Origin of the sequence: Pseudomonas paraversuta (genome assembly GCF_904063065.1) — a bacterium.
Taxonomy (GTDB): domain Bacteria; phylum Pseudomonadota; class Gammaproteobacteria; order Pseudomonadales; family Pseudomonadaceae; genus Aquipseudomonas; species Aquipseudomonas paraversuta.
Genome location: NZ_CAJFCL010000009.1, coordinates 169,493 through 193,103, shown reverse-complemented (window position 1 = coordinate 193,103; position 23,611 = coordinate 169,493). Strand labels below are relative to the sequence as shown.

Below are 23,611 nucleotides of genomic sequence, written 5' to 3'. Positions count from 1 at the left end.
CCACTTTGTACCTTCAGCAATGACACGGGACCCCGGGACCTGATCGATGACCACAGCCAATACCGCTAAACCAATGGAAGGGTCGCGCAGTCGCTCCCAGATCATCGTGCTTTTTATCGCCCTGATCGTGTTCATCATGCTGTTGTTCGCCAACTTTGCTTACCTCAATACCCAGTCCAACTACGACAAGCAGTACATCAGCCATGCGGGTGAGTTGCGGGTGCTTTCGCAGCGTATCGCCAAGAACGCCACTGAAGCGGCTGCCGGCAAGGCGGCGGCGTTCCGCTTGCTCAGCGATGCGCGCAATGATTTCAGCCAGCGCTGGGGCTTCCTGAAAAAAGGCGACCCGGCCACTGGCCTGCCCCCGGCGCCCCATGCCGTGCACAAGGAAATGCAGGCGGTGCAGCGCGACTGGGAGCAATTGCTGGACAACACCAACGCCATTCTGGCCAGTGAGCAAACCGTCCTGTCGCTGCATCAGGTCGCCGCCACCCTGGCGGAAACCGTGCCGCAGTTGCAGGTCGAGTACGAAAAGGTTGTGGAAATCCTCTTGCAGCGTGGCGCTCCAGCCAGCCAGGTGGTGCTGGCCCAGCGTCAATCCTTGTTGGCCGAGCGCATTTTGGGCGCGGTCAACACCGTGCTGGCCGGTGATGAGAATGCCGCGCAGGCCGCAGGTGCCTTTGGCCGCGATGCCAACCGTTTCGGGCAAGTGCTCAACGGCATGCTGGAAGGGAGTGAGGGGCTGAGAATTACTCAGGTCGAAGACAAGGACGCACGTACCCGCTTGCTGGAAATCTCGGAGCTGTTCCAGTTTGTATCCGGTTCGGTGGACGAGATTCTCGAAACCTCCCCCCAGCTGTTCCACGTGCGCGAAGCGGCGAACAATATCTTCAGCTTGTCGCAGACCTTGCTCGACGAGGCGTCGAACCTGGCCAACGGCTTTGAAAACCTGGCCAGCGGACGCTCGCTGGACATCATCGGCGGCTATGTATTGGGCCTGCTGGCGCTGGCGTCGATCATCCTGATCGGGATGGTGATGGTGCGCGAAACCAATCGCCAGCTGCGGGAAACCGCTGAAAAGAACGAGCGCAATCAAAACGCGATCATGCGCCTGCTTGATGAAATCGAAGACCTGGCCGACGGCGACCTGACTGTGACGGCCTCGGTCACGGAAGACTTCACGGGCGCCATTGCCGACTCCATCAACTATTCCATCGACCAATTGCGCGGACTGGTGGCGACCATCAACCTGACTGCGGGTCAGGTGGCGGCGGCGGTGCAGGAAACCCAGGCCACGGCCATGCAACTGGCAGAAGCCTCGGAACATCAGGCGCAGCAGATTGCAGAGGCATCGGGGGCGATCCAGCAAATGGCCCACTCCATCGATCAGGTTTCGGCCAACGCCTCAGAGTCCTCGGCGGTGGCGGAGCGCTCTGTCGCCATTGCCAACAAAGGCAATGAAGTGGTGCACAACACCATTCACGGCATGGACAACATTCGTGAGCAAATTCAGGACACCGCCAAGCGGATTAAACGCTTGGGCGAGTCTTCCCAGGAGATCGGCGACATTGTCAGTCTGATTGATGACATTGCCGATCAGACCAATATCCTGGCCCTGAACGCGGCCATCCAGGCTTCGATGGCCGGTGATGCCGGACGCGGGTTTGCCGTGGTGGCTGACGAAGTCCAGCGCCTGGCAGAGCGCTCTTCGGCGGCCACGCGGCAAATCGAAACCCTGGTCCGGGCCATTCAGGCCGACACCAATGAAGCGGTTATTTCCATGGAGCAGACCACCACCGAAGTGGTGCGCGGTGCTCGCCTGGCACACGATGCCGGTGTGGCCCTGGAAGAAATCGAAGGTGTATCGCAAAACCTTGCCGATCTGATTCAAAGCATTTCCAACGCCGCCCAACAGCAGACCACCTCGGCGGCGCAGATTTCCCTGACGATGAACGTGATTCAGCAAATCACCAACCAGACCTCATCCGGTTCCACTGCCACCGCCGACAGCATTGGCAACCTGGCCAAAATGGCCAGCCAGTTGCGGCGTTCAGTGTCCGGGTTCACCTTGCCCGCCACGCAAAAACCACGTGAGCCACAGTAATGGTTGACCGGCACGACTACGTAGCCCTCGAATGGGTCAAAGGCGATATTGCCGACACCTTGAAACAGGCACGCGTGGCGCTGGGAGAGGACGGGCAGCCGCCCACTGCCCAGATGCTGGAACAGTGCCTGGACTGTATTCATCAGGTGCATGGCAGCCTGTTGATGGTGGAGTTCTACGGCGCCGCCTTGCTGGCCGAAGAGATGGAGAAACTGGTGATTGCCCTGCAGCAAGGCCGTGTCAGCCAGCTCGACGAAGCCTTGCGCCTGTTGCAGCAAGCGTTCAGGCAGTTGCCCTTGTATCTGGACCGTGTGTGCAGTGCCCGGCGTGACTGGCCGCTGGTGGTGCTGCCGCTGCTCAATGATTTGCGCACCGCCCGAGGTGAAGCACTGCTCTCGGAAACCAGCCTGTTCAGCCCGCCCTTGCAGCACTTGCCCGAGCTGGACCAGGCCGCATTGGCCCGCTTGCTGCCGCCACAATGGCCGCATCAGCTGCGGGCCCTGCGCCACACCTTGCAATCCGCGCTGCAGGGTTTGCAGCGTGAAGAAGAGGTGCAGGCCAGTCTGGAGCTGATGGCGGGGGTGTTCGCCCGCCTCGAAAGCATGTGCCACGGCGCGCCGCTCAATGCACTGTGGAAAATCTCCGCGGCGCTGGTGGATGGCATGCTCCGCGGGCGGGTGGCCAACAGCCCGGCGTTGCGCAGCCTGTTCAGTGAATCGGACAAAGAACTCAAGCGCCTGCTGGAACAAGGCATAGACGGCATCAACCAGCCTGCGCCCGAAGAACTGCTGACCAGTTTGCTGTTTTACATCGCCAAAGCCGAACAGCCGACCACCAAAATGCTCGCGCTGAAAACCCGCTATGAGCTGGACGAAGCCATGCCCGACGCGGCCATGGTGGATGAAGAGCGTGCGCGGCTGGCGGGGCCCGATCGCGATGCCATGCGCTCAGTGGTGGCGGCATTGTGCGAAGAGCTGGTGCGGGTCAAGGAGCGTCTGGACCTGTTTGTGCGCAGCGACCGCTCCCACGTGTCGGAGCTGAGCAGCCTGATGGCGCCTTTGCGGCAGATCGCCGATACCCTGGCCGTGCTGGGTTTTGGTCAGCCGCGTAAAGTCATCATCGACCAGTTGGCCGTGGTCCAGAGCCTGGCCCAGGGGCAGCGTGAGCCCACCGATGCGGTGTTAATGGATGTCGCTGCGGCCTTGCTCTATGTCGAGGCCACGTTGGCCGGCATGGTCGGCAATGCTGAACCGTCGCAGCGCGAAGAGAGCCGTCTGCCCACCACCGATCTGATGCAGATCCATCAACTGGTGATCAAAGAGGCGCGCATCGGCCTCGAAGAAGTCAAAGACCTGATCAGCGACTACCTGGCGGCAGATTTTGATCGCCAGCATCTGCAACCACTGCCCGAACTGCTGACGCAAATCCGTGGCGCCTTGGCGATGATCCCGCTGACCCGTGCCGCCAGCCTGCTCGAGGCCTGCAACCAATACTTGGGCGAACAGCTACTGCTGCCAGCCAGACCGCCGTCTGCGCAGCAGCTTGAACAACTGGCGAATGTGCTGATCAGCATCGAATATTACCTGGAGCGCCTCTCCCAGGACCCCGGGGCCAGCGGCGAACAGGTGCTGGATCGGGCCGAGCTCAGCCTCAATGAACTGGGCTATGCCCCGGCAGAGCGCCAGGTGCCAGTGCTCAATGACCGCCTCAGCCCGGCCGAAGTGCTGGCCATGCAGATCTCTCAGACCCTGGAAGGGCCCCTGGTGGCGCAGAGCCTGGCCGATGTTCTGGCCAGCCCGGTGTCAGCGCTCAACCCGCCGGCACAACATATTCCCGGCAGCTTGCTACCGCCCCCGGTAGACGAGGCAGCAGTCGATGAAGAACTGCTGGAAGTCTTTCTTGAAGAGACCGACGAGGTTCTGGTTGCCCTGCATGACTATTTGCCCCAGTGGATAGCCAACCCGGCCGACAGTGCTGCACTGGCCGAACTGCGGCGGGCCTTTCACACGCTTAAAGGCAGCGGGCGCATGGTCCGGGCGCTGGTGCTGGGTGAGCTGGCCTGGGCTGTCGAGAATCTGCTCAACCGGGTGATTGAGCGCAGCGTGGCGCCAGGGCCGCAGATCTATCAGCTGCTGGAAGAGGTACTGGTGATTATCCCGGAGCTGGTGCAGGAGTTTGCCGAGCTTAGCCAGCGTCAGCGCGAAGATGTCGACCGATTGGCCGCACGGGCCCACAGCCTGTCAAAAAGTAAGCCGTTGCCGTTGCTGATCGAGCAGGACAGCAGCGGTACTGATCCGCAACTGCTGGATATCTTCCGACAGGAAGCACAAACCCACCTCGGCAGCCTTGACCATTTTCTCGATCAGGCCAGCCAGCAATTACCGTTGCCTGCCAGCGACGACCTGCAACGCGCCATGCATACCCTCAAGGGCAGCGCCCACATGGCCGGTATGTTGCCGATGGCGGAGCTGGCCACGGCCCTGGATCATCTGGTTCGCGAGTACAAGGGGCACCAAATCAGCCTGGACCGGGATGAAATCGAACTGCTGCTGGAGGCTGACAGCTTGCTGCATCGCGGCCTCAAGCAACTGGATGTCGACCCGCAGGCTGAAATCCATGGTGCCCGGCCCCTGATCAAGCGTATCGAGCAATTGATCGCCAGTCGTGTGGATGAATTGATCAATGCTCCCGGGGGCGGTCTGGAGCCCAAGCGCGATCCTCAGCGCATCGCCGAGTTTCTGGCCGAAAGCATGGACAGCCTGTTTGACGCCGAAGACCTGCTATTGCACTGGCGCGAGAACCCGCACGAGCGTCAGGGGCTGGATGGGTTGCTCGAGCATCTGACCGGCCTGGCCGAGTCCGCGCATCTGCTGGACTTGCAGCCTTTCGACGCGCTGTGCGAAGCCTTGCTTGATCTGTATGGCGCCGTTGAAGAAAGCAGCCTGGCGGTCAGTGAGCGTTTTTTCACCGAGGCCAATAACGCCCATGAAGCACTGATCAACATGCTCGACCAGCTGGCGGCGGGGCAAGAAATCACCCCGCAGCCGGTGTTGATCCAGACCCTGCACGACCTGTTGCATGAAGGTCTGGCACCTGAAGCCACGGGCCTGATCCGTCGGGAGGGCACCAAAACCCTGGAGATTACCGAGTTGGGCGCCGCCACGGCGCAGCTGGGTGCCAGCCAGGGGCCGGCGAACAGCATTCAGTCCGACGCGGCCCAAGGCAATGGCGACCCTGAGTTGCAGGACATCTTTCTGGATGAGGCTTTCGACATTCTCGAAAGCTCGGGTGCGGCCTTGGTGCGTTGGCAAGCCGACCCGCAGAACCATCTGGAAGTCGAAAACCTGCTGCGGGACTTGCACACCCTTAAAGGGGGCGCGCGCATGGTTGAAGTTGCGGCCATCGGCGACCTAGCCCACGAGCTGGAAACCCTGTTCGAAGATATTTCCGTGGGTTTTCTGGCGCCCGGTGCGGACCTGTTCACGTTATTGCAGCGCTGCCATGACCAGCTGGCGCAAATGCTTGATGCCTTGCGCAGTGGTCAGCCGTTGCCCTCGCCACAGGTGCTGATCGAGCGCATCCGGCAGATCGAGCGCAGCACCCGGCAACCTGGCCCGAGTGCTGTGCCGAGCAAACCGGAGCCGGCTGGCGCGGTGGTGCCGGAAGGCGAGCGTACCGGGCTGGACACGGTCAAGGTGCCGGCCGAACTGCTGGAGGACTTGCTCAACCTGGCGGGGGAAAGTTCGATCATCCGCGGGCGTGTGGAGCAGCAAGTCAACGATGCCCAGGTCGCCCTCAACGAAATGCAGACCACCCTGGAGCGGATGCACGATCAGTTGCGCCGGCTCGACAGCGAAACCCAGGGGCGCCAGCATAATCGTCAGCACACCGAGGGTGACGGGGTGGCCTACGATGAGTTTGATCCGCTGGAAATGGATCGCCATTCGCTGCTGCAGCAATTGTCCCGGGCACTGTTCGAGTCGGCATCTGACTTGCTCGACCTCAAGGCCACCCTGGCCGCGCGCAATCGGGATGCCCAGGGCCTGCTGCAAAAGCAGGCGCGGGTGAACACTCAGTTGCAGGAAGGTCTGATGGGCACGCGCATGGTGCCATTCGAGCGGGTGTTGCCGCGCCTTAAACGGATTGTCCGGCAAGTGGCCAGCGAGCTGGGCAAGCAGGTGGACTTCAGTGTCATCAATGGCGAAGCCGAGATCGACCGCAATGTGCTGGAGCGGATGGTGGCCCCCCTCGAACACATGCTGCGCAATGCCGTCGACCACGGCCTGGAGCCGGCGCATGTGCGCCGGGCCAGCGGTAAACCCGAGCAGGGGCTGATTACCCTTGAGCTGTCCCATGAAGGCGGCGATGTGGTGTTCGACATGCATGATGATGGCGCCGGAGTGCCCCTTGAGGCGGTGCGGCGCAAGGCCATCCTGCGCGGGCTGCTCGACCCGGCTTCCAGCATCTCGGACCGCGACGTGTTGCAGTTCATCATGCAGCCGGGCTTTTCCACGGCGGAAAAAATCACCCAGATTTCCGGGCGTGGCGTGGGCATGGACGTGGTGCACGAAGAAGTGCGCCAGCTGGGCGGTAGCATGACCATCGACTCGGTGGCCGGCCAGGGCGTGCACTTTCAAATCCGCCTGCCGTTCAGTGTCTCGCTCAATCGGGCGCTGATGGTGCAGTGCGCCGACGAGCAGTACGCCATCGCCCTCAATACTGTCGAGGGCATTGTGCGGGTCATGCCCAATGAGCTGGAGGGCTACTACCAGCTCAACCCGCCGCTGTATCACTACGGCGGCCAAACCTACGAATTGCGTTATCTGGGTGAACTGCTGCAAACCGTGGGCAAGCCCAGGCTGGCGGGCGAAAACCATTCGGTACCGGTGTTGCTGGTGCATTGCCAGGACCAGCGGGTGGCGCTGCAAGTCGATGCGCTGGCAGGGTCGCGGGAAATCGTGGTCAAAAGTCTGGGGCCGCAATTCACCGGGGTTCAGGGCTTGTCCGGTGCCACCATTCTGGGCGACGGGCGAGTGGTATTGATCCTTGATCTGCTGGCCTACATTCGCGCCCACCAGGCGCGCCTGCCTTTGTTGCAGGCGCAACAGCGGGCGGTCGGTGCCCTGGAGTTCTCCCCGGCGTTGCGCCCGGCGCTGGTGCTGGTGGTCGATGATTCGGTCACCGTGCGTAAAGTCACCAGCCGTCTGCTGGAGCGCAACGGCATGAACGTGATCACCGCCAAGGACGGGGTTGATGCCATGAGCGTGCTCGAAGAACACACCCCGGACCTGATGCTGCTGGACATTGAAATGCCGCGCATGGATGGCTTTGAAGTCGCCACCCGCGTGCGCAACAACCCTCGTCTTAAAGACCTGCCGATCATCATGATCACCTCGCGTACCGGGCAAAAGCACCAGAACCGGGCCATGGCCATCGGCGTCAACGACTACCTGGGCAAACCGTATCAAGAGTCGGTGTTGCTGGAGCGCATCGCATACTGGAGCAAGTTCAATGCTTGATCACCGTGTGGGCAGCCTGACCGGGCTGCTGCTGCCGCTGGCGGACCGTTACCTGCTATTGCCCAACGTTGCCATAGCGGAGCTGATCGACTGGCAGCGCGGCGAACCCAGCAGCGACTCGCCGCCCTGGCATCTGCGGCAGATCACCTGGCGCGACCGTGAATTGCCGCTGATCAGTTTCGAAGCCGCGTGCGGCAGCCCGCTGGTGATTGGCGAGCGGGCACGCATCGTCATTCTCAATACGTTGGGGGGCAATCCGCAGCTCAAGTTCATCGCCATGGTGGTGCAGGGCATCCCCCGCTCCTACAAAGTCGATAGCCAATTGAGCTTTGTCGACGTGCCGCTGTGCCCGCTGGAGCGTGCGGCGGTGCAAGTGGGAGATCACGTGGCCAGGATTCCGGATCTGCTGGCGCTGGAGAGATTGGTGATGGGGGAAGAGGTTTAACTGCGCCAGCAAAGTTTCAGCAGGAGCAGCCTTGCACTTCTCGACGATCGCCGCATTGCCCTTTAAGGTCGCAGCCTTGACCCTTATCTCGTAACAAGGTGACACGGTCGCACTATCGGATCTTGAGGGAGTTGCACATGTATCACGGTGAAAAACTCAACGCCTGGACTCATCTGGTGGGGGCGTTGCTGGCGACGGCAGGCAGTATCTGGTTGCTGGTGATGGCATCTCTGGACGGCAGCCCGCAAAAGATTGTCAGTGTGGCGATCTATGGCGTGACGCTGGTGTTGTTGTACAGCGTTTCGACTGTTTACCACAGCGTGCGCGGGCGCTCGAAAGTGATCATGCAGAAGTTCGATCACCTGTCGATTTACCTGTTGATCGCCGGCAGTTACACCCCGTTCTGTCTGGTCACGCTACATGGGCCGTGGGGCTGGTCGCTGTTCGGCATAGTCTGGGGCATGGCGGTGATCGGCATGCTGCAAGAGATCAAGCCGCGCTCCGAGGCGCGCATTCTGTCCATCGTGATTTACGCGGTAATGGGCTGGATTGTGCTGGTGGCGGTCAAACCATTGCTGGCGGCGCTGGGTACCGCCGGCTTTGTCTGGCTGGCCACGGGTGGGGTGATGTACACCGTGGGCATCATATTTTTTGCCCTCGATCACCGCCTGCGCCATGCCCACGGCATTTGGCATCTGTTTGTGATTGCCGGCAGCGTGCTGCACTTTGTGGCGATCGCGCACTACGTGATCTAGCCCTGATATCTGTAGGAGCGAGCTTTGCTGCTTTGAAAAAGCTCGCGAGCAAGCTCGCTCCTACAGGATTTGGCTCAGGTTTTTTGCGGTTTTTTGGTGTCGCTGCGGATTTGGGCGTGGCTGATCAGGGCGAAAATAAAACTTCCGCCGATGATGTTGCCGGCCAGGGTCGGGCCGGCAAAGATCAGCCAGAAATCTTTCCACGGCAACTCGCCGGCAAACACCAGGTATGAGACCTCGGCCGTACCGACCACGATGTGGGTGAAGTCACCCAGGGCCATCAGATAGGTGATGAGGATGATGATCCACATCTTGGCGCTCTCCATCGACGGGATCATCCACACCATGGTGGCAATCATCCAGCCCGAGATAATGCCTTTGGCGAACATCTGGCTGGAGTCGTTTTCCATGACCTTGCGCCCGATTTCGAGAAAGGCCTTGTCGGTCTGACTGTCGAAAATCGGCAAGTGCAGCATCGTGTAGGCAACCAGCAGCGTGCCCAGCAGGTTACCCACCAGCACCACCGCCCACAGCCGGAACAGGCGTGCGAAATTATTGAGCGTGGGTTTGCTCATGATCGGCAATACGGCGGTCAGGGTGTTTTCGGTGAAGAGTTGCTGGCGGGAGAGGATGACGGCCAGAAAACCTGCGCAGTAACCGAAGCTGGCAATGACCTTGAACGCTTCGCCGTCCGGCAGGCGCGAGTTGAGCAAGCCCATGGCCATCAGCGACAGGCCCATGGTCAGTCCGGCAGCCAGTGCCGACCAGAACAGGGCGGCAATGCTGCGCTCCAGTTCCATGTCGCCCTGCAGGCGAATGATTTCATGCAGCACGGCTGCCCGTGGCGGCTGGTTTTTGGTGACGTCGTGCTCTTCTTCAGCCGACAGGTTGGGGGTTTTACCGCTTTTTTGAGTGTCCATCGGGCTCGTCACCGTAAGCGTGTGTAAAGCTACGACACGCTGGATTGCAAGCTGTTCACTCAGGATTGCTGCATGGCAGGTGGGAGCTGGCTTGCCAGCGATGCGGTCTTGATCATGCATTCGCCGGCAAGCCGGCTCCCACAAGGCCCGATGTCCGGTCAGGCCTGCTCGTCATCCTGGAACTGGTCTTTGACGTATTTGATCTCGGTGCGCCCGTGGGGAGCCGGCAAGCCGTCCTCACCCAGGTTGACGAAGACCATCTTGTCGACCGTCAGGATGCTTTTACGGGTGATCTTGTTGCGCACTTCACAGGTCAGGGTGATCGAGGTACGGCCGAACTCTGTGGCGGTGATGCCCAGCTCGATGATGTCGCCTTGGCGCGAAGCGCTGACAAAGTTGATTTCGGAGATGTATTTGGTCACCACGCGCTGGTTGCCCAGTTGCACGATGGCGTAAATGGCGGCTTCTTCGTCGATCCAGCGCAGCAGGCTGCCACCGAACAGGGTGCCGTTGGGGTTGAGGTCTTCGGGTTTAACCCACTTGCGGGTGTGGAAGTTCATGGCGGCTCCAGGTTTGAGTGTGGCCCCCAGCTTCAAGTTTTAAGCGACAAGCTGCAAGTAGAAGCCGATTCGCTCTTGCTTGCAGCTTGCCACTACCCGGATAAAGACAGCTATAATCCCCCCCGCTTCAAAACGGTCATATTTACCCAGTACCGTTCCCGCCACCTGTCCGAGGGGCGCTGCAGCAGGTTCAACCTGTCAGGCTCGGATGGGGCGTTGTTTGTTCAGGGCTCCCTGTTCAGGCACTAAACGCACAACGGCGCCCATTCGCGATTAAACGAATGGAGGCTCTTGATGAGCGCTGTAAACACGCCTGCAGGTTTTACTGACTATAAAGTCGCTGATATGTCCCTGGCCCAATGGGGCCGCCGCGAAACCTTCATCGCCGAGTCCGAAATGCCGGCTTTGATGGGGCTGCGTCGCCGCTATGCAGCAGAACAACCGCTCAAGGGCGCGAAGATTCTGGGCTGCATCCACATGACCATCCAGACTGCCGTGCTGATCGAAACCCTGGTTGCCCTGGGTGCCGAAGTGCGCTGGTCGTCGTGCAACATCTTCTCGACTCAGGATCAGGCTGCTGCCGCTATCGCTGCTGCCGGTATCCCGGTATTTGCCTGGAAAGGCGAGACCGAAGAAGAGTACGAGTGGTGCCTTGAGCAAACCATCCTCAAGGATGGCGCGCCTTGGGATGCCAACATGATCCTCGACGACGGCGGCGACCTGACCGAGCTGTTGCACAAGAAATACCCGGACATGCTGAAAAAGATCCACGGCGTGACGGAAGAAACCACCACCGGCGTACACCGTCTGCTGGACATGCTGGCCAAAGGCGAGCTGATGATCCCTGCGATCAACGTCAATGACTCGGTGACCAAAAGCAAAAACGACAACAAGTACGGCTGCCGTCACAGCCTGAACGATGCCATCAAGCGCGGTACTGACCACTTGCTGTCCGGCAAGCAGGCGCTGGTGATCGGCTACGGCGACGTGGGCAAGGGTTCGGCTCAGTCCCTGCGTCAGGAAGGCATGATCGTCAAGGTTTCGGAAGTTGACCCGATCTGTGCCATGCAAGCCTGCATGGACGGTTTCGAAGTGGTTTCGCCGTTCATCAATGGCCAGAACGACGGCACTGCCGCCAGCATCGACGCTGCGCTGCTGGGCAAGATCGACCTGATCGTGACCACCACCGGTAACGTCAACGTGTGCGACAAGAACATGCTGGCTGCGCTGAAAAAACGCGCTGTAGTGTGCAACATCGGCCACTTCGACAATGAAATCGACACCGCTTTCATGCGCAAGAACTGGGCATGGGAAGAAGTGAAGCCACAGGTTCACAAGGTTCACCGTACTGGCCTGGGCGAATTCGACCCGCAGAACGACGACTACCTGATCCTGCTGGCCGAAGGTCGTCTGGTGAACCTGGGCAACGCCACCGGTCACCCGAGCCGCATCATGGACGGTTCGTTCGCCAACCAGGTTCTGGCCCAGATCTTCCTGTTCGCCCAGAAATACGCAGACCTGCCAGCCGAGCTGCAAGCCGAGCGTCTGACTGTAGAAGTGCTGCCGAAGAAACTTGACGAAGAAGTGGCCCTGGAAATGGTTCGCGGCTTTGGCGGCGTAGTTACCCAGCTGACCAAGCAACAGGCTGACTACATCGGCGTTACCGTCGAAGGCCCGTTCAAGCCGGACGCTTACCGCTACTAATAGCAGCTGCAAGCTTCAAGCCTCGAGTTGCCAGCAAAGCAGATTGCTTTGGCTTGTAGCTTGAGGCTTGGGGCCAGCTATTGAGTGTAAACAATAATAAGCAGTTGCAAATTGTAAGCCTGCAGCACAAGAGCCTGGCGCATCGCCCTCTTGGCGCTTGAAGCTTGTAGCTTGCCGCTGGAGGTTGCCTCCATGTCTCAAGACCGTCGTTACAGCTTCGAGTTCTTCCCGACCAAGACCGATGCTGGACATGAAAAACTGATGAACACGGCTCGCCAGCTGGCGACCTATAACCCGGATTTTTTCTCCTGCACCTATGGTGCCGGTGGCTCCACCCGTGACCGCACGATCAATACCGTGCTGCAACTGGAGAGCGAAGTAAAAGTACCTGCCGCCCCGCATTTGTCATGTGTGGGTGACAGCAAGGCTGACTTGCGCGGCCTGCTGACCCAGTACAAAGCTGCGGGTATCAAGCGCATTGTTGCGCTGCGTGGCGACCTGCCTTCGGGTATGGGCATGGCCAGTGGCGAGCTGCGCCATGCCAATGACCTGGTGAGCTTCATTCGTGAAGAGACCGCTGATCACTTCCATATCGAAGTGGCTGCCTATCCGGAAATGCACCCGCAAGCGCGCAACTTCGAAGACGATATCAACAACTTCGTGCGCAAGGCCCATGCCGGCGCCGATAGCGCAATTACCCAGTACTTCTTCAACGCAGACAGCTACTTCCGTTTTGTCGAGCGTGTGCGGGCGGCTGGCGTCACGATTCCAATCGTGCCGGGCATCATGCCGATCACCAACTACAGCAAGCTGGCGCGCTTCTCGGACGCCTGTGGCGCTGAAATTCCGCGCTGGATTCGCAAACAGCTGGAAGCCTACGGCGACGACATCCAGAGCATTCAGGCATTTGGCGAACAGGTCATCAGCGAAATGTGCGAACGCCTGCTCGACGGCGGCGCCCCGGGCTTGCACTTCTACACCCTGAACCAGGCCGAGCCCAGCCTGGCGATCTGGAACAACCTCAAGCTGCCTCGCTGACACCCCCCCCTGCGGGAGCGAGTGTGCTCGCTCCCGCAGGGAATGTGCCGTACAGCTCTGCAAAGCCGTTCAGCAGCATGAAATCGGCGCGCCGTGATTGCTCTGTTATACTCCGGGCTTTCCGCCAGGCTTACGCCCGGCCGCTCGTCCTTGTACAAGGCATTCAACCCGGCTACAGCGCAGCTTTCAGCCAGCGCGAGCAGTTTGAATGAGCCTTCAGGACTGGAGCAGGACCGGACGGGATTGCGTCACCTTAAACGCCATTCACGCCAGGCAAGACTATCCCTTTGGGCCAAGCCCTAACTAGAACAGGATTACTCATGTCCTTTGCTTCCCTCGGTCTCTCCGAGGCTTTAGTCCGCGCCATTGAAGCTGCGGGCTATACCGAGCCTACTCCGGTGCAACAGCGGGCCATTCCCGCCGTGTTGCAAGGTCGCGACCTGATGGTTGCGGCTCAGACAGGTACTGGCAAAACCGGCGGCTTCGCTCTTCCGATTCTGGAAAAGCTGTTTCCCAATGGCCACCCGGACAAATCCCAGCGCCACGGCCCACGCCAACCACGCGTGCTGGTCCTGACCCCTACTCGCGAACTCGCCGCCCAGGTGCATGAGAGCTTCAAGCTCTATGCCCGCGACTTGAAGTTCGTCAGTGCCTGCGTCTTTGGCGGTGTCGGTACGAACCCTCAGGTACAAGCACTGGCCCGCGGTGTCGACGTACTGGTTGCCTGCCCGGGCCGTTTGCTCGACCTGGCCGGCCAAGGCAGCGTTGACCTGTCCCACGTTGAAATTCTGGTGCTCGACGAAGCCGACCGGATGCTCGACATGGGCTTCGTCCATGACGTGAAAAAAGTCCTCGCCCGTCTGCCGTCCAAGCGTCAGAACCTGCTGTTCTCGGCGACGTTCTCCAAGGACATCACCGATCTGGCCGGCAAGCTGCTGCGCAACCCGGAACGCATCGAAGTTACGCCGCCGAACACCACGGTCGAGCGTATCGAACAGCGCGTTTTCCGTCTGCCGGCTACCCACAAGCGTGCCTTGCTGGCGCACTTGATTACCGCAGGCGCCTGGGAACAGGTTCTGGTCTTCACCCGTACCAAGCACGGTGCCAACCGTCTGGCTGAATACCTGGACAAACACGGCCTCAGCGCTGTGGCCATCCACGGTAACAAGAGCCAGAACGCGCGGACCAAAGCCCTGGCCGATTTCAAGGCCGGTGCCGTACGCATTCTGGTAGCCACCGATATCGCCGCTCGCGGTCTGGATATCGATCAGCTGCCACACGTGGTCAACTTCGAGCTGCCAAACGTCGATGAAGATTACGTTCACCGTATCGGCCGTACTGGCCGTGCCGGTCGTTCGGGCGAGGCGATCTCGCTGGTCGCTCCGGACGAAGAAAAACTGCTGAAAAGCATTGAGCGCATGACCAAGCAGAAAATCGCCGATGGCGACCTGATGGGTTTTGACTCCAGCACAGTAGAAGCCGAAAAGCCTGAAGTACGTGAGCGTCCGGATGTGCGTAACCCGCGCAACCCGCCTCGCGGTCCACGTGGCGACGGTCCGGGTAACCCGGGCGGTGGCGGTGGTCGTAAAGACAAGGGCAAGGAAAAGAGCAAGGAAAAACCGGCAGCTGCTCGCGGCGAACGTCCTGCCCGTGAGCAAAAGCCACGGGAAGCGCAACCTGCCCGTGAACAGCGTCAGCCTGCTCCGCGTTCGGACGCCAACCGCGCGCCGGACGAGTTCCGTGATGACGACGTAGACAACTTTGGTAACCGCGCTGATTACGTCAGCCCGTACCAGAACAAGAACAACCAGAGCCGTGGTCGCCGTCCGGGCGCACCTGCTGCTGGCACCGGTGCTGCACCTGCCCGTACCGGTGGTGCTTCTCAGGGTCGCCAGAACGGCCCGCGTACCGGCAGCGGCGCCAGCACTGGCACTCCGCCAGCCAAGCGCAGCGGCCCACGCAGTGGTGCTCCGCGTGACGGTCAGGCCCGTCGCGAAAACCGTCCGGCCCGTGACGATGCCCGTCAAGAGCCAGCGGTTAAAGGCCCGCGCGAGAACCAGCCGAAGATCATGCACAAGGAGTCGAAAAGCGATCGCTTCCCGACACCTGAGCAGCTGGATCAATTGCCGAACCGCCCTCGTGGCGAGAAGCCAGCGCTGTTGACTCGCAACCGCTGAGTTAACACCGCCTGAAAAAATGCCCCCGATCGAGAGATCAGGGGCATTTTTTTATGCGCGTCTGGCGAGGGTTCTGCAGGAGCAAGCGCCTTTATTCTCCCCGCCATTGTGGGAGCCGGCTTTCCGGCGAGTGCGTCAACAGGGTTTAACCTGCAGACCGAATGGGTACAGGTTTATTCCGTACACAAAAAAACGCCCCGGCTCTTGCGAGTCGGGGCGTTTTTTTGCCGTATGAAAGCGCGATTACTTGGCTTTCACGCCTTCCAGCGAGATGTCCAGGCTCAGAGTCTGGTCCTTGCTTGGGGATTTGATACCGAAGTCCTGCAGGTTGATGGTGGTGGTCGCGTTGAAGCCAGCGCGCTCGCCGCCCCATGGATCCTTGCCTTCACCGTTGAACGTGGCCTTGAACGTTACCGGTTTGGTCACGCCGTGCAGGGTCAGGTCGCCGGTCACGTCAGCAGTCGTGTCGCCGGTTGGCACCACTTTGGTCGACTTGAAGGTCGCTTCCGGGTACTTGCTCACGTCCAGGAAATCTTTGCTGGCGATGTGCTTGTCGCGTTCGGCGTGGTTGGAGAACAGGCTTGCGGTTTTCAGGGTAACGTCAATTTTGCTGTCTGCAGGCTTGGCTGCATCCCACGAAAAGGTGCCGCTCCAGTCCTTGAAAGTACCGTGAATGAAGCTGAAGCCCAGGTGGCTGATTTTCCAGTCGATGAAGGCGTGCTGGCCTTCCTTGTCGATGGTGTAGTCAGCAGCCATGGCCTGGCCGGCAGTCAGCAGGGCAGTACCGAGAGCCAGTGCAGCGAGGGTCTTTTTCAACATGCGTTCTATTCCTTTTGAGTTGAGGTTGAGCATCAGGCTTTGCGTCCCAGCATACGAGTCAGGGTCGCATCACGATCGATAAAGTGGTGTTTCAAGGCGACCAGGCCATGCAAACCGGCAAAAATCACCACGGCCCACGCCAGCCACAGATGCACGACACCGGCCACATCGGCCTGATCGGGCAAGTTGGAAATCAGAGCGGGTACTTCAAACAGGCCGAAAAACGGAATACCGACGCCTTCGGCAGTGGAAATAAGGTAGCCGGCAAACATCACGGCGAACAACCCCAGATACAACAAGCCATGGCCGAGTTTGGCACCAATGCGCGTTGCCCGGCTGTAGCTTTCAAGTGCCGGCGGAGCGGGGCTGATCCAGCGCCATAGCACCCGTAGCAACATCACGGCGAACAGCGTCAGGCCAATGCTTTTATGCAGGTCCGGTGCTTCCTTGCGCCACGGGCTGTAGTAGTCGAGGCCGACCATCCACAACCCCAGGGCAAACAATCCGAACACCGCCAGCGCAACGGACCAATGCATGAAAATACTGACCGCACCATAGCGAGAAGACGAGTTACGTAACTGCATTACCGACATCCTGTGGGAACTTGCGCCTAAGACTAATGATTTACCTATCGAATGAAAGCGCATTTATTTGCTGTAAGGCATCGATAAATGCGATCAGTAGCCTGAGAGTGAAAAGTTAAGCAAACGTTAACGATGTTTTATGTCGCTCTTGTATGCCCGTGAGCGTCTCAAAGTTCAACACCCCGGGCTTTGGTGAATAGTAATGGGTTGTTACACGCACGCGCATTGCATAGGCTTGCGCGATTGTTTGCCCGCACACGCCGGGAGCCAGCGCCAGGAGAGTGGATATGGGCCTGAATAATCAGTGGATGCAGCGTGACCTTGCCGTGTTATGGCACCCCTGCACCCAAATGAAAGATCACGAGCAGCTGCCGCTGATTCCGATCAAGCGCGGCGAAGGCGTATGGCTGGAAGACTTCGAAGGCAAGCGCTACCTGGACGCGGTGAGTTCGTGGTGGGTCAACGTGTTTGGCCATTGCAACCCGCGTATCAACCAGCGCATCAAGGATCAGGTCGACCAGCTTGAGCATGTGATTCTTGCCGGCTTCAGCCATCAGCCGGTGATTGAGCTGTCCGAGCGCCTGGTCAAGATGACACCTGAGGGCCTGACCCGCTGCTTCTACGCGGACAACGGTTCGTCCTGTATCGAAGTCTCGCTGAAGATGAGCTTTCACTACTGGCTGAACCGTGGCCAGCCGGAAAAAAAGCGTTTCGTGACCCTGACCAACAGCTACCACGGTGAAACCATGGCGGCGATGTCGGTGGGTGACGTGCCGCTGTTCACTGAAACCTACAAAGCGCTGTTGCTCGACACCATTAAAGTGCCGAGCCCCGATTGCTACCTGCGCCCCGAGGGCGTGAGCTGGGAGCAACACTCGCGCACGATGTTTCTGGCCATGGAGCAGACACTCGCCGAGAACCACGACACTGTGGCTGCGGTGATTGTCGAGCCGCTGATTCAGGGCGCGGGCGGCATGCGCATGTACCATCCGGTATACCTGACGCTGCTGCGTGAAGCCTGCGACCGTTATGGCGTACACCTGATCCTCGATGAAATTGCAGTGGGTTTTGGCCGTACCGGCACCATGTTCGCCTGCGAGCAGGCCGGCATCACGCCGGACTTCCTGTGCCTGTCCAAGGCCCTTACCGGCGGCTACTTGCCGCTGGCCGTTTGCGTGACCACCGACGAGGTCTACAGCGCGTTCTACGATGACTATCCGACTCTGCGCGCCTTCCTGCATTCCCACAGTTATACGGGCAACCCGCTGGCTTGCGCGGCCGCTCTGGCGACGCTGGATATCTTCGAGCAGGACAATGTGATCGAGAACAACAAGGCCCTGGCCCAGCGCATGGCCAGTGCGACGGCGCATCTGGTTGACCATCCCCATGTCTCGGAAGTGCGTCAGACGGGTATGGTGCTGGCCATTGAAATGGTCCAGGACAAAGCCAGCAAAACCGCTTACCCATGGCAGGAGCGGCGCGGTTTGAAAGTCTTCCAGCACGCACTGGAGCGCGGCGCCTTGTTGCGCCCATTGGGCAGCGTGGTGTATTTCTTGCCCCCTTACGTGATTACTCCGGAGCAGATCGACTTTCTGGCTGAAGTGGCCAGTGAAGGGATCGACATTGCGACCCGCAGTGATATCAGCGTGGCCGTGCCGTCGAACTTCCATCCCGACTTCCGTGACCCCGGTTAAGCCCTGTTTTGTAGCCGCTGGCGCAGACGGCGACAAGGGCCGAAGGACCTTCGTTTTTAAAACGGGGTCGCTGCGCAACCCATCGCAGCCTGCGGCAGCGGCGACATAAGTCATTTAATTTTCAGAGAACCTACATGAGATTGTCCCGCTTTTTTATCGATGCACCTTTGAGCCTCGGTGAACACGAATTGCCTGAAGCCCAGGCGCATTACATTGGCCGCGTGCTGCGCATGGCCGAGGGCGATGCCCTGCAGGTGTTCGATGGCTCGGGACATGAGTTCACCGGGCGCCTGCTGGAAGTCGGGAAAAAACGGGTGCGGGTGTTGCTCGACGAAAGCTTTGCCGGGCAAATTGAATCGCCACTGGCCATTCATCTCGGCCAGGGTTTGTCCCGTGGCGAGCGCATGGACTGGGCCATTCAGAAGGCCACCGAGCTGGGGGTCAACGAAATTACCCCGATCATGAGCGAGCGCTGTGAAGTGCGGCTCAAGGACGAGCGCGCCGAGAAGCGTCTGTCGCACTGGCGCCAGGTGGCAATCAGCGCGTGCGAGCAATGCGGTCGTTCGCGGGTGCCGGTCATTCACCCGCCGGTGTTGCTCAGTGAGTGGATCAAAACCACCGAGGCTGATCTCAAGCTGGTGCTGCACCCGGTGTCCGAGCCGCTGGCCAGCCACGCCAAACCCGGGCGTCTGGCATTTCTGATCGGGCCAGAAGGCGGGCTGACCGACAACGAAATCGATCAGGCCCAGGCCTCGGGTTTCCAGCCTGCGCGCCTTGGTCCTCGGGTACTGCGTACCGAAACGGCACCGGTTGTGGCCCTGGCCGTGGCCCAACAGTTGTGGGGCGATTTCTGATTGCGCGCTGATCCCGGTTTTGGCGCGGGCAAGCCTGCGCCTGTGGCTTAAACCATCGGTGCAAAATTCATCCGGAACTGCTGGGGCGATACCCCCAGCCGGCGCATAAACACGCTACGCATATGGTGGGCATCGCGAAAGCCGCATTCGTATGCCACCGTCTTGAGCGCCAGGGTGGCGTTTTCGAGCAGGGCCCGGGCAGCGTCCACCCGGGCTCCTTCCACGAACTGCGCGGGTGTGGTCCCTGTTTCCCGGGCAAATATCCGAGAGAAATTACGTGGGCTCATGGCGGCAGCCTGTGCCAGCTCGGCGATGCTCAGGTCGGTACGCAGATTCTGCAGCACCAGGCCTTGTACTGCCGCGACCGCTGAAGCGGTATGGGGGGTTGCGGTCAGAAACGGGCTGAACTGCGACTGCCCGCCTGAGCGCTGGGTAAAGACCACCAAGCGTCTGGCCACATTCAGCGCCACCTGCGGGCCGTGATCCTGAGTCAGTACATATAACGACAGATCAATCCCCGCCGTGACCCCGGCCGAGGTGTACAAATTGTCGTCCTGCACATACAGGCGATCGACCTCCAGCACGGCGTCGGGGCACAGACGGGCGAGGGCCGCGACATCGCTCCAGTGCGTGGTGACACGGCGCCCGTCCAGCAACCCGGTCCGGGCGAGCATCAATGCGCCATTGCAGATCGAGCCATAGCGTCGCGACCGACGGCATATACCGCGCAGCCAGGTGTAAAACTCCGCGCCGAAATCCTGCCCGGGCAAGGCCGGGCCTCCTGCACATAACACCAGGTCATAGCTGTCTGGTGCTGCAGAAAAATGCCGGTGGGCCTGAATCGACAGCCCGTTCGAGCACCTCAGCAGCCCTGACTCCAGCCCCAGTACGTCAAGCCGGTAGTGCTTGTCGGGGGCCAGAAAGGCATTGGCTTCGGCAAACACATCCATGGGACCGGTCACGTCCAGTGCCTGCACGCCAGGAAATACGATCAATGCTACGGTCAGGGTCATCAGAGTCGGCCGTCAGGTGGGTAAGAGATGAAATACCGTAGTCCGCTGATGTGGACAAGCGCCTGCAGGACGATGGCCGGCATTGCAACCTGATTGGCACGAATCGTCACTGTCCGCTGATTGTTGCCATTGGGGCATGCGCCCACACTAAACATCACGGCGCCAACCCGGCGCTCGCTCGAGGAGTTCGCCATGAGTCAGACCATCGCAGGCATCGTCATCCCGGACAGCGCCCTGGCCAAAGCTACCACCGAATACATCCGCGACGTCGAGTCCGATTTGCTCTACAACCACTCGCGCCGGGTATTTTTGTTTGGCGCCCTGAGCGGGCAGCGCCAGCAACTGGCCTATGACCCGGAACTGCTTTATGTGGGGGCAATGTTTCACGACCTGGGGCTGGTCGAAGGCCACCGTACTGAAGACGAGCGCTTTGAAGTGGACAGTGCCAACAATGCCAAAGCCTTTATGAAACCGTTCGGCCTGAGCGATGACGATGTGGAGCAGGTGTGGTTATCCATCGCGTTGCACACCACGCCGGGCGTCACGCAGCACCTGCGCCCGAATGTGGCGCTGGTGACGGCGGGGGTTGAAATGGATGTGCTGGGCATCGACTACGCGGCGTTCCCTGCCGCGCAGCGTGAAGCCGTAGTCCATGCTCACCCGCGGGGCGAAGGTTTCAAAGAGTGCATTCTCTGCGCCTTCGCCAACGGTTTTAAGCATCGTCCGCAAACCACCTTTGGCACGGTTAACGCCGACGTACTGGTGGACTGCGACCCGGGCTTCAAACCGCTGAACTTCGTCGAAATCATCCGCAAATCGCCCTGGGCTTCCTGATCACGGAGAAAATGGAGTGGGGGCCGGCTTCTACTCCACCGGGTCACTCACCGGCGTGGCGATGATCTGTTTCAACTCGGCGGTCATCGGGAATTCGAGATTCAGGCCGTTGGGCGGGATTGGCTGTTCAAACCAGCGCTGGTAGATGCCGGTAATTTCCCCGGACTGGTATAAATCGGCCAGGGTTTTGTTCACCACTGCCAGCAACTGCGGGTCGTCCTTGCGCACCATGCAGCTGTAGATTTCCCGCGATTGCTCGTCGCCCACCACGACCCAGTTGTGCGGGTCGCGGGCTTTGGCGCGTTCGCCGTAAAGCAGCGCGTCGTCCATATAGAACGCCGCAGCCCGACCGGTCTCCAGCATCTTGAATGCTTCGCCGTGGTCCTTGGCGCTGATCACGTTCATGTTCATCTTGTGATCAGCGTTATAGCTTTTGATGAAACGTTCGTTGGTGGTGCCGGCGGTGGTCACCACGTTTTTGTCGCGCAAGTCATCAAAGCCTTTGATGCCACTGTCCTTGGCGGTCAGCAACTGGCCTTTGACGTAAATGAAGCCGTATGAAAACGCCACCTGCTTTTGCCGCTCGGCAGTCACCCCCGTGGACCCGCACTCCAGGTCGACGGTGCCGTTTTGTACCAGCGGGATACGGGTTTGCGAGGTCACCAGGTTGTATTTGACCTTGAGCGGCTGGTCGCCCAACTGCTGCTGAATGCGCTGGACGATCTTGTTCGCCAGCTCCACCGAATAGCCCATGGGCTTGCCGCTGTTGTCGCCCACATACGAAAACGGCACTGAGGCGTCGCGATAACCCAGGGTAATACTTCCCGAGTCGGCAATTTTCTTCAGCGTGCCCTGTAATGGCGCTTCGCTGGCGTGCAGTGAGTGGCTGAGCAACAGACCCAGCGTACAACTGATCAAAGTGAGTTTTTTCATCTTCTTGTTCTCCGGTTGCAAACAGGTCAGTGACGAACGGCAATCACGCTGATTTCTACCAGCACCTGAGGCCGCGCCAGTTCGGCTTGCAGCGTGGTGCGTGTCGGCGCCTTGCCCGCCGAGAGCCAGGCCGACCACACGGCATTCATGGCCGCAAAGTCGCGCTCGATGTTTTGCAGGTAAATCGTGGCGTTGAGGATGTGGTCTTTGTCGCTGCCGGTCTCGGCCAGCAATGCGTCGATCTTGGCGAGAACTTCCTGAGTCTGCGCGGAAATATCTGTGCTTTGGGTGGGAACCTGTCCCGACAAAAATACCAGCGCCTCGAAGGTCGCAGCGGCGCTTAAACGGTCATTGCTGTTGAGGCGGTGAATCGTCATCGGGGATTTCCTTGTACGTTGAGTTAGGTATTCAGGCGCAGAGACCCTGCATGTCGATGGCGGGTTTACGTTGTCCGATCAGGTCGCTTAACAGGCGCGCGCTGCCGCAGGCCAGGGTGAAGCCCAGGGCTCCGTGGCCGAGGTTGAGCCACAGGTTGCGATATCCGCTGGCACCGAGGACAGGCACGCCGCCAGGTGTTGCAGGACGCATGCCGGCCCATTCGATGGCGTCGTGATAGTTGCCGGCATCCGGGAAGGTGCTGGCGGCCAGTTGGCGCATTTGTGCCAGACGCTTGGGGTCCAGGGAAGTATCGAAACCGACGATGTCGACCATGGCCGCAATTCTCAACTGCTCGCCAATGCGGGCGTAGACGATTTTACGGTCGTAATCGGTGATGCTCACATTCGGCGCTTTTTGCGGGTCGCTCAGGGGCAGGGTCAGGCTGTAGCCCTTGAGCGGGTAAAGCGGCAAATTCAACCCCGGCAAGCTCAGGGCCGGGCTGGTGTGTCCTGCTGAGAGCACCAGTTGATCCACTGGCAAATGCTCATCGCCCATTTGCACGGCACTGACTGCGCCGTTGGCGTGATGGATACGGGTGACGGTTTTACCCAGCAAAAAGGTGCAACGGCCGCTGGCTTGCAAACGGGCGACCAGTTGCTGGCAGAAAGCATGGCAATCACCCACTTCCTCGTCGGGGGTATAGATGCCGCCGATAAACGCCGAGTCCTTCAGGCCTGGTTCAAGGGTTGCGCATTCGCTGGCAGACAGTGCTTGTTGAAATGGGCTGTGGGCAACTCTGGCCCGCGCCTTGTCGAAGCTTTCCGGGTTGCGGAAGGTCACCAGCTTGCCGTTGCGCCGCCACTCAAAACCGCTCAATTGATCTTCTTCACGCCACTGCTGCAAGGTGGCCTGACTCAGGAGCGCCAAGCGCAGCAAGTGCGCAGCATTGCGCTGATTCACCGAGCCCCGGCAGGCGGCGATAAATGACGCCATCCAGCGCCATTGGGCCGGGTCCATGCGGGGCCGCAACTTGAGTGGCGAGTCGCCGCGCAACATCCAGCCCATCGCTTGCCAGGGCACCCCGGCATCGGCCAGCGGTGCCACATAGCGATAGGAAAGCTGGCCGCCATTGGCGAAGCTGGTCTGGCTGGCGAGCGTGGGCCGGGCTTCGATCAGGCTCACTGAAAATCCGTCGCGCACCAGCGCATACGCAGTTGACAGCCCGATAACGCCACCACCGATGATGCAAACCCGCTGTCCCATGTCAGTCCTTAGCCCAA

18 protein-coding genes and 1 riboswitch are annotated in these 23,611 nt (G+C 60.0%); of the genes, 10 read left to right on the top strand and 8 right to left on the bottom strand.

Annotated features, from left to right (window positions below; translation table 11 throughout):
* Window positions 1-46: 46 nt before the first annotated feature.
* The 4 genes from JQ845_RS18980 (at window position 47) to trhA (ending at window position 8,823) form a co-directional block, all read left to right on the top strand.
* Window positions 47-2,104 carry a methyl-accepting chemotaxis protein gene (locus JQ845_RS18980; RefSeq protein ID WP_004419659.1) on the top strand — a complete coding sequence of 686 codons (2,058 nt, stop codon included), beginning with the start codon at window positions 47-49 and terminating at the stop codon, window positions 2,102-2,104.
* On the top strand, window positions 2,104-7,623 hold the full coding sequence (locus JQ845_RS18975; protein WP_203009352.1) for an Hpt domain-containing protein: 5,520 nt from the start codon (window positions 2,104-2,106) through the stop codon (window positions 7,621-7,623). Before JQ845_RS18980 ends, JQ845_RS18975 begins: the two co-directional genes overlap by 1 nt.
* Entirely contained in the window at window positions 7,616-8,068 is a 453-nt protein-coding gene (locus tag JQ845_RS18970; RefSeq protein WP_004419655.1) for a chemotaxis protein CheW, read from the top strand. Before JQ845_RS18975 ends, JQ845_RS18970 begins: the two co-directional genes overlap by 8 nt.
* Before the next feature lie 137 nt (window positions 8,069-8,205).
* The gene (gene trhA, locus JQ845_RS18965) at window positions 8,206-8,823 is read left to right on the top strand and encodes a PAQR family membrane homeostasis protein TrhA (RefSeq protein WP_004419653.1); all 618 of its coding nucleotides are present in this window, start codon (window positions 8,206-8,208) and stop codon (window positions 8,821-8,823) included.
* 74 nt (window positions 8,824-8,897) lie between these two features.
* Here the strand turns inward: trhA and JQ845_RS18960 are convergent, their stop codons facing one another.
* The gene (locus JQ845_RS18960) at window positions 8,898-9,743 is read right to left on the bottom strand and encodes a formate/nitrite transporter family protein (RefSeq protein WP_004419652.1); all 846 of its coding nucleotides are present in this window, start codon (window positions 9,741-9,743) and stop codon (window positions 8,898-8,900) included.
* Between the two features lie 158 nt (window positions 9,744-9,901).
* Window positions 9,902-10,303 carry an acyl-CoA thioesterase gene (locus tag JQ845_RS18955; RefSeq protein ID WP_202210208.1) on the bottom strand — a complete coding sequence of 134 codons (402 nt, stop codon included), beginning with the start codon at window positions 10,301-10,303 and terminating at the stop codon, window positions 9,902-9,904.
* A 165-nt stretch (window positions 10,304-10,468) separates the two neighbouring features.
* A riboswitch (S-adenosyl-L-homocysteine riboswitch) is annotated at window positions 10,469-10,575 on the top strand.
* Window positions 10,576-10,597: 22 nt separating this feature from the next.
* Between JQ845_RS18955 and ahcY the strand changes: the two genes are divergently transcribed.
* From ahcY to JQ845_RS18940, 3 genes are all read left to right on the top strand, one after another.
* Window positions 10,598-12,007 (top strand): adenosylhomocysteinase, encoded by a 1,410-nt coding sequence (gene ahcY / locus JQ845_RS18950; RefSeq protein ID WP_004419650.1) that lies wholly within the window; start codon window positions 10,598-10,600, stop codon window positions 12,005-12,007.
* 192 nt (window positions 12,008-12,199) lie between these two features.
* Entirely contained in the window at window positions 12,200-13,045 is an 846-nt protein-coding gene (gene metF, locus JQ845_RS18945; RefSeq protein ID WP_004419648.1) for a methylenetetrahydrofolate reductase [NAD(P)H], read from the top strand.
* A gap of 320 nt (window positions 13,046-13,365) precedes the next feature.
* Window positions 13,366-15,222: a DEAD/DEAH box helicase gene (locus tag JQ845_RS18940; protein ID WP_004419646.1), complete on the top strand. Its 1,857-nt coding sequence runs from the start codon at window positions 13,366-13,368 to the stop codon at window positions 15,220-15,222.
* 243 nt (window positions 15,223-15,465) lie between these two features.
* Here the strand turns inward: JQ845_RS18940 and JQ845_RS18935 are convergent, their stop codons facing one another.
* Window positions 15,466-16,041, bottom strand: a complete 576-nt coding sequence (locus tag JQ845_RS18935) for a YceI family protein (RefSeq protein WP_004419644.1) — start codon at window positions 16,039-16,041, stop codon at window positions 15,466-15,468.
* Between the two features lie 32 nt (window positions 16,042-16,073).
* The gene (locus tag JQ845_RS18930; RefSeq protein WP_004419642.1) at window positions 16,074-16,625 is read right to left on the bottom strand and encodes a cytochrome b; all 552 of its coding nucleotides are present in this window, start codon (window positions 16,623-16,625) and stop codon (window positions 16,074-16,076) included.
* 287 nt (window positions 16,626-16,912) lie between these two features.
* On the opposite strand from JQ845_RS18930, the gene JQ845_RS18925 reads away from it, so the two are divergent.
* The gene (locus JQ845_RS18925; protein WP_004419640.1) at window positions 16,913-18,319 is read left to right on the top strand and encodes an adenosylmethionine--8-amino-7-oxononanoate transaminase; all 1,407 of its coding nucleotides are present in this window, start codon (window positions 16,913-16,915) and stop codon (window positions 18,317-18,319) included.
* 134 nt (window positions 18,320-18,453) lie between these two features.
* Window positions 18,454-19,173, top strand: a complete 720-nt coding sequence (locus tag JQ845_RS18920; RefSeq protein ID WP_004419638.1) for a 16S rRNA (uracil(1498)-N(3))-methyltransferase — start codon at window positions 18,454-18,456, stop codon at window positions 19,171-19,173.
* A 47-nt stretch (window positions 19,174-19,220) separates the two neighbouring features.
* Here the strand turns inward: JQ845_RS18920 and JQ845_RS18915 are convergent, their stop codons facing one another.
* Window positions 19,221-20,186, bottom strand: a complete 966-nt coding sequence (locus JQ845_RS18915) for a GlxA family transcriptional regulator (RefSeq protein ID WP_203009351.1) — start codon at window positions 20,184-20,186, stop codon at window positions 19,221-19,223.
* 192 nt (window positions 20,187-20,378) lie between these two features.
* On the opposite strand from JQ845_RS18915, the gene JQ845_RS18910 reads away from it, so the two are divergent.
* Window positions 20,379-21,020, top strand: a complete 642-nt coding sequence (locus JQ845_RS18910; protein WP_010656704.1) for an HD domain-containing protein — start codon at window positions 20,379-20,381, stop codon at window positions 21,018-21,020.
* A gap of 30 nt (window positions 21,021-21,050) precedes the next feature.
* On the opposite strand, the gene JQ845_RS18905 is transcribed toward JQ845_RS18910, so the two are convergent.
* The 3 genes from JQ845_RS18905 to JQ845_RS18895 are packed head-to-tail and all read right to left on the bottom strand — an operon-like array spanning window position 21,051 to window position 23,594.
* Window positions 21,051-21,953, bottom strand: a complete 903-nt coding sequence (locus JQ845_RS18905) for a transporter substrate-binding domain-containing protein (protein WP_004419631.1) — start codon at window positions 21,951-21,953, stop codon at window positions 21,051-21,053.
* A gap of 26 nt (window positions 21,954-21,979) precedes the next feature.
* A complete protein-coding gene (locus JQ845_RS18900) occupies window positions 21,980-22,330 on the bottom strand; it encodes a RidA family protein (protein WP_004419629.1) in 351 nt (116 codons plus the stop codon).
* Window positions 22,331-22,361: 31 nt separating this feature from the next.
* Entirely contained in the window at window positions 22,362-23,594 is a 1,233-nt protein-coding gene (locus JQ845_RS18895; RefSeq protein WP_203009350.1) for a D-amino acid dehydrogenase, read from the bottom strand.
* Between the last annotated feature and the right edge of the window lie 17 nt (window positions 23,595-23,611).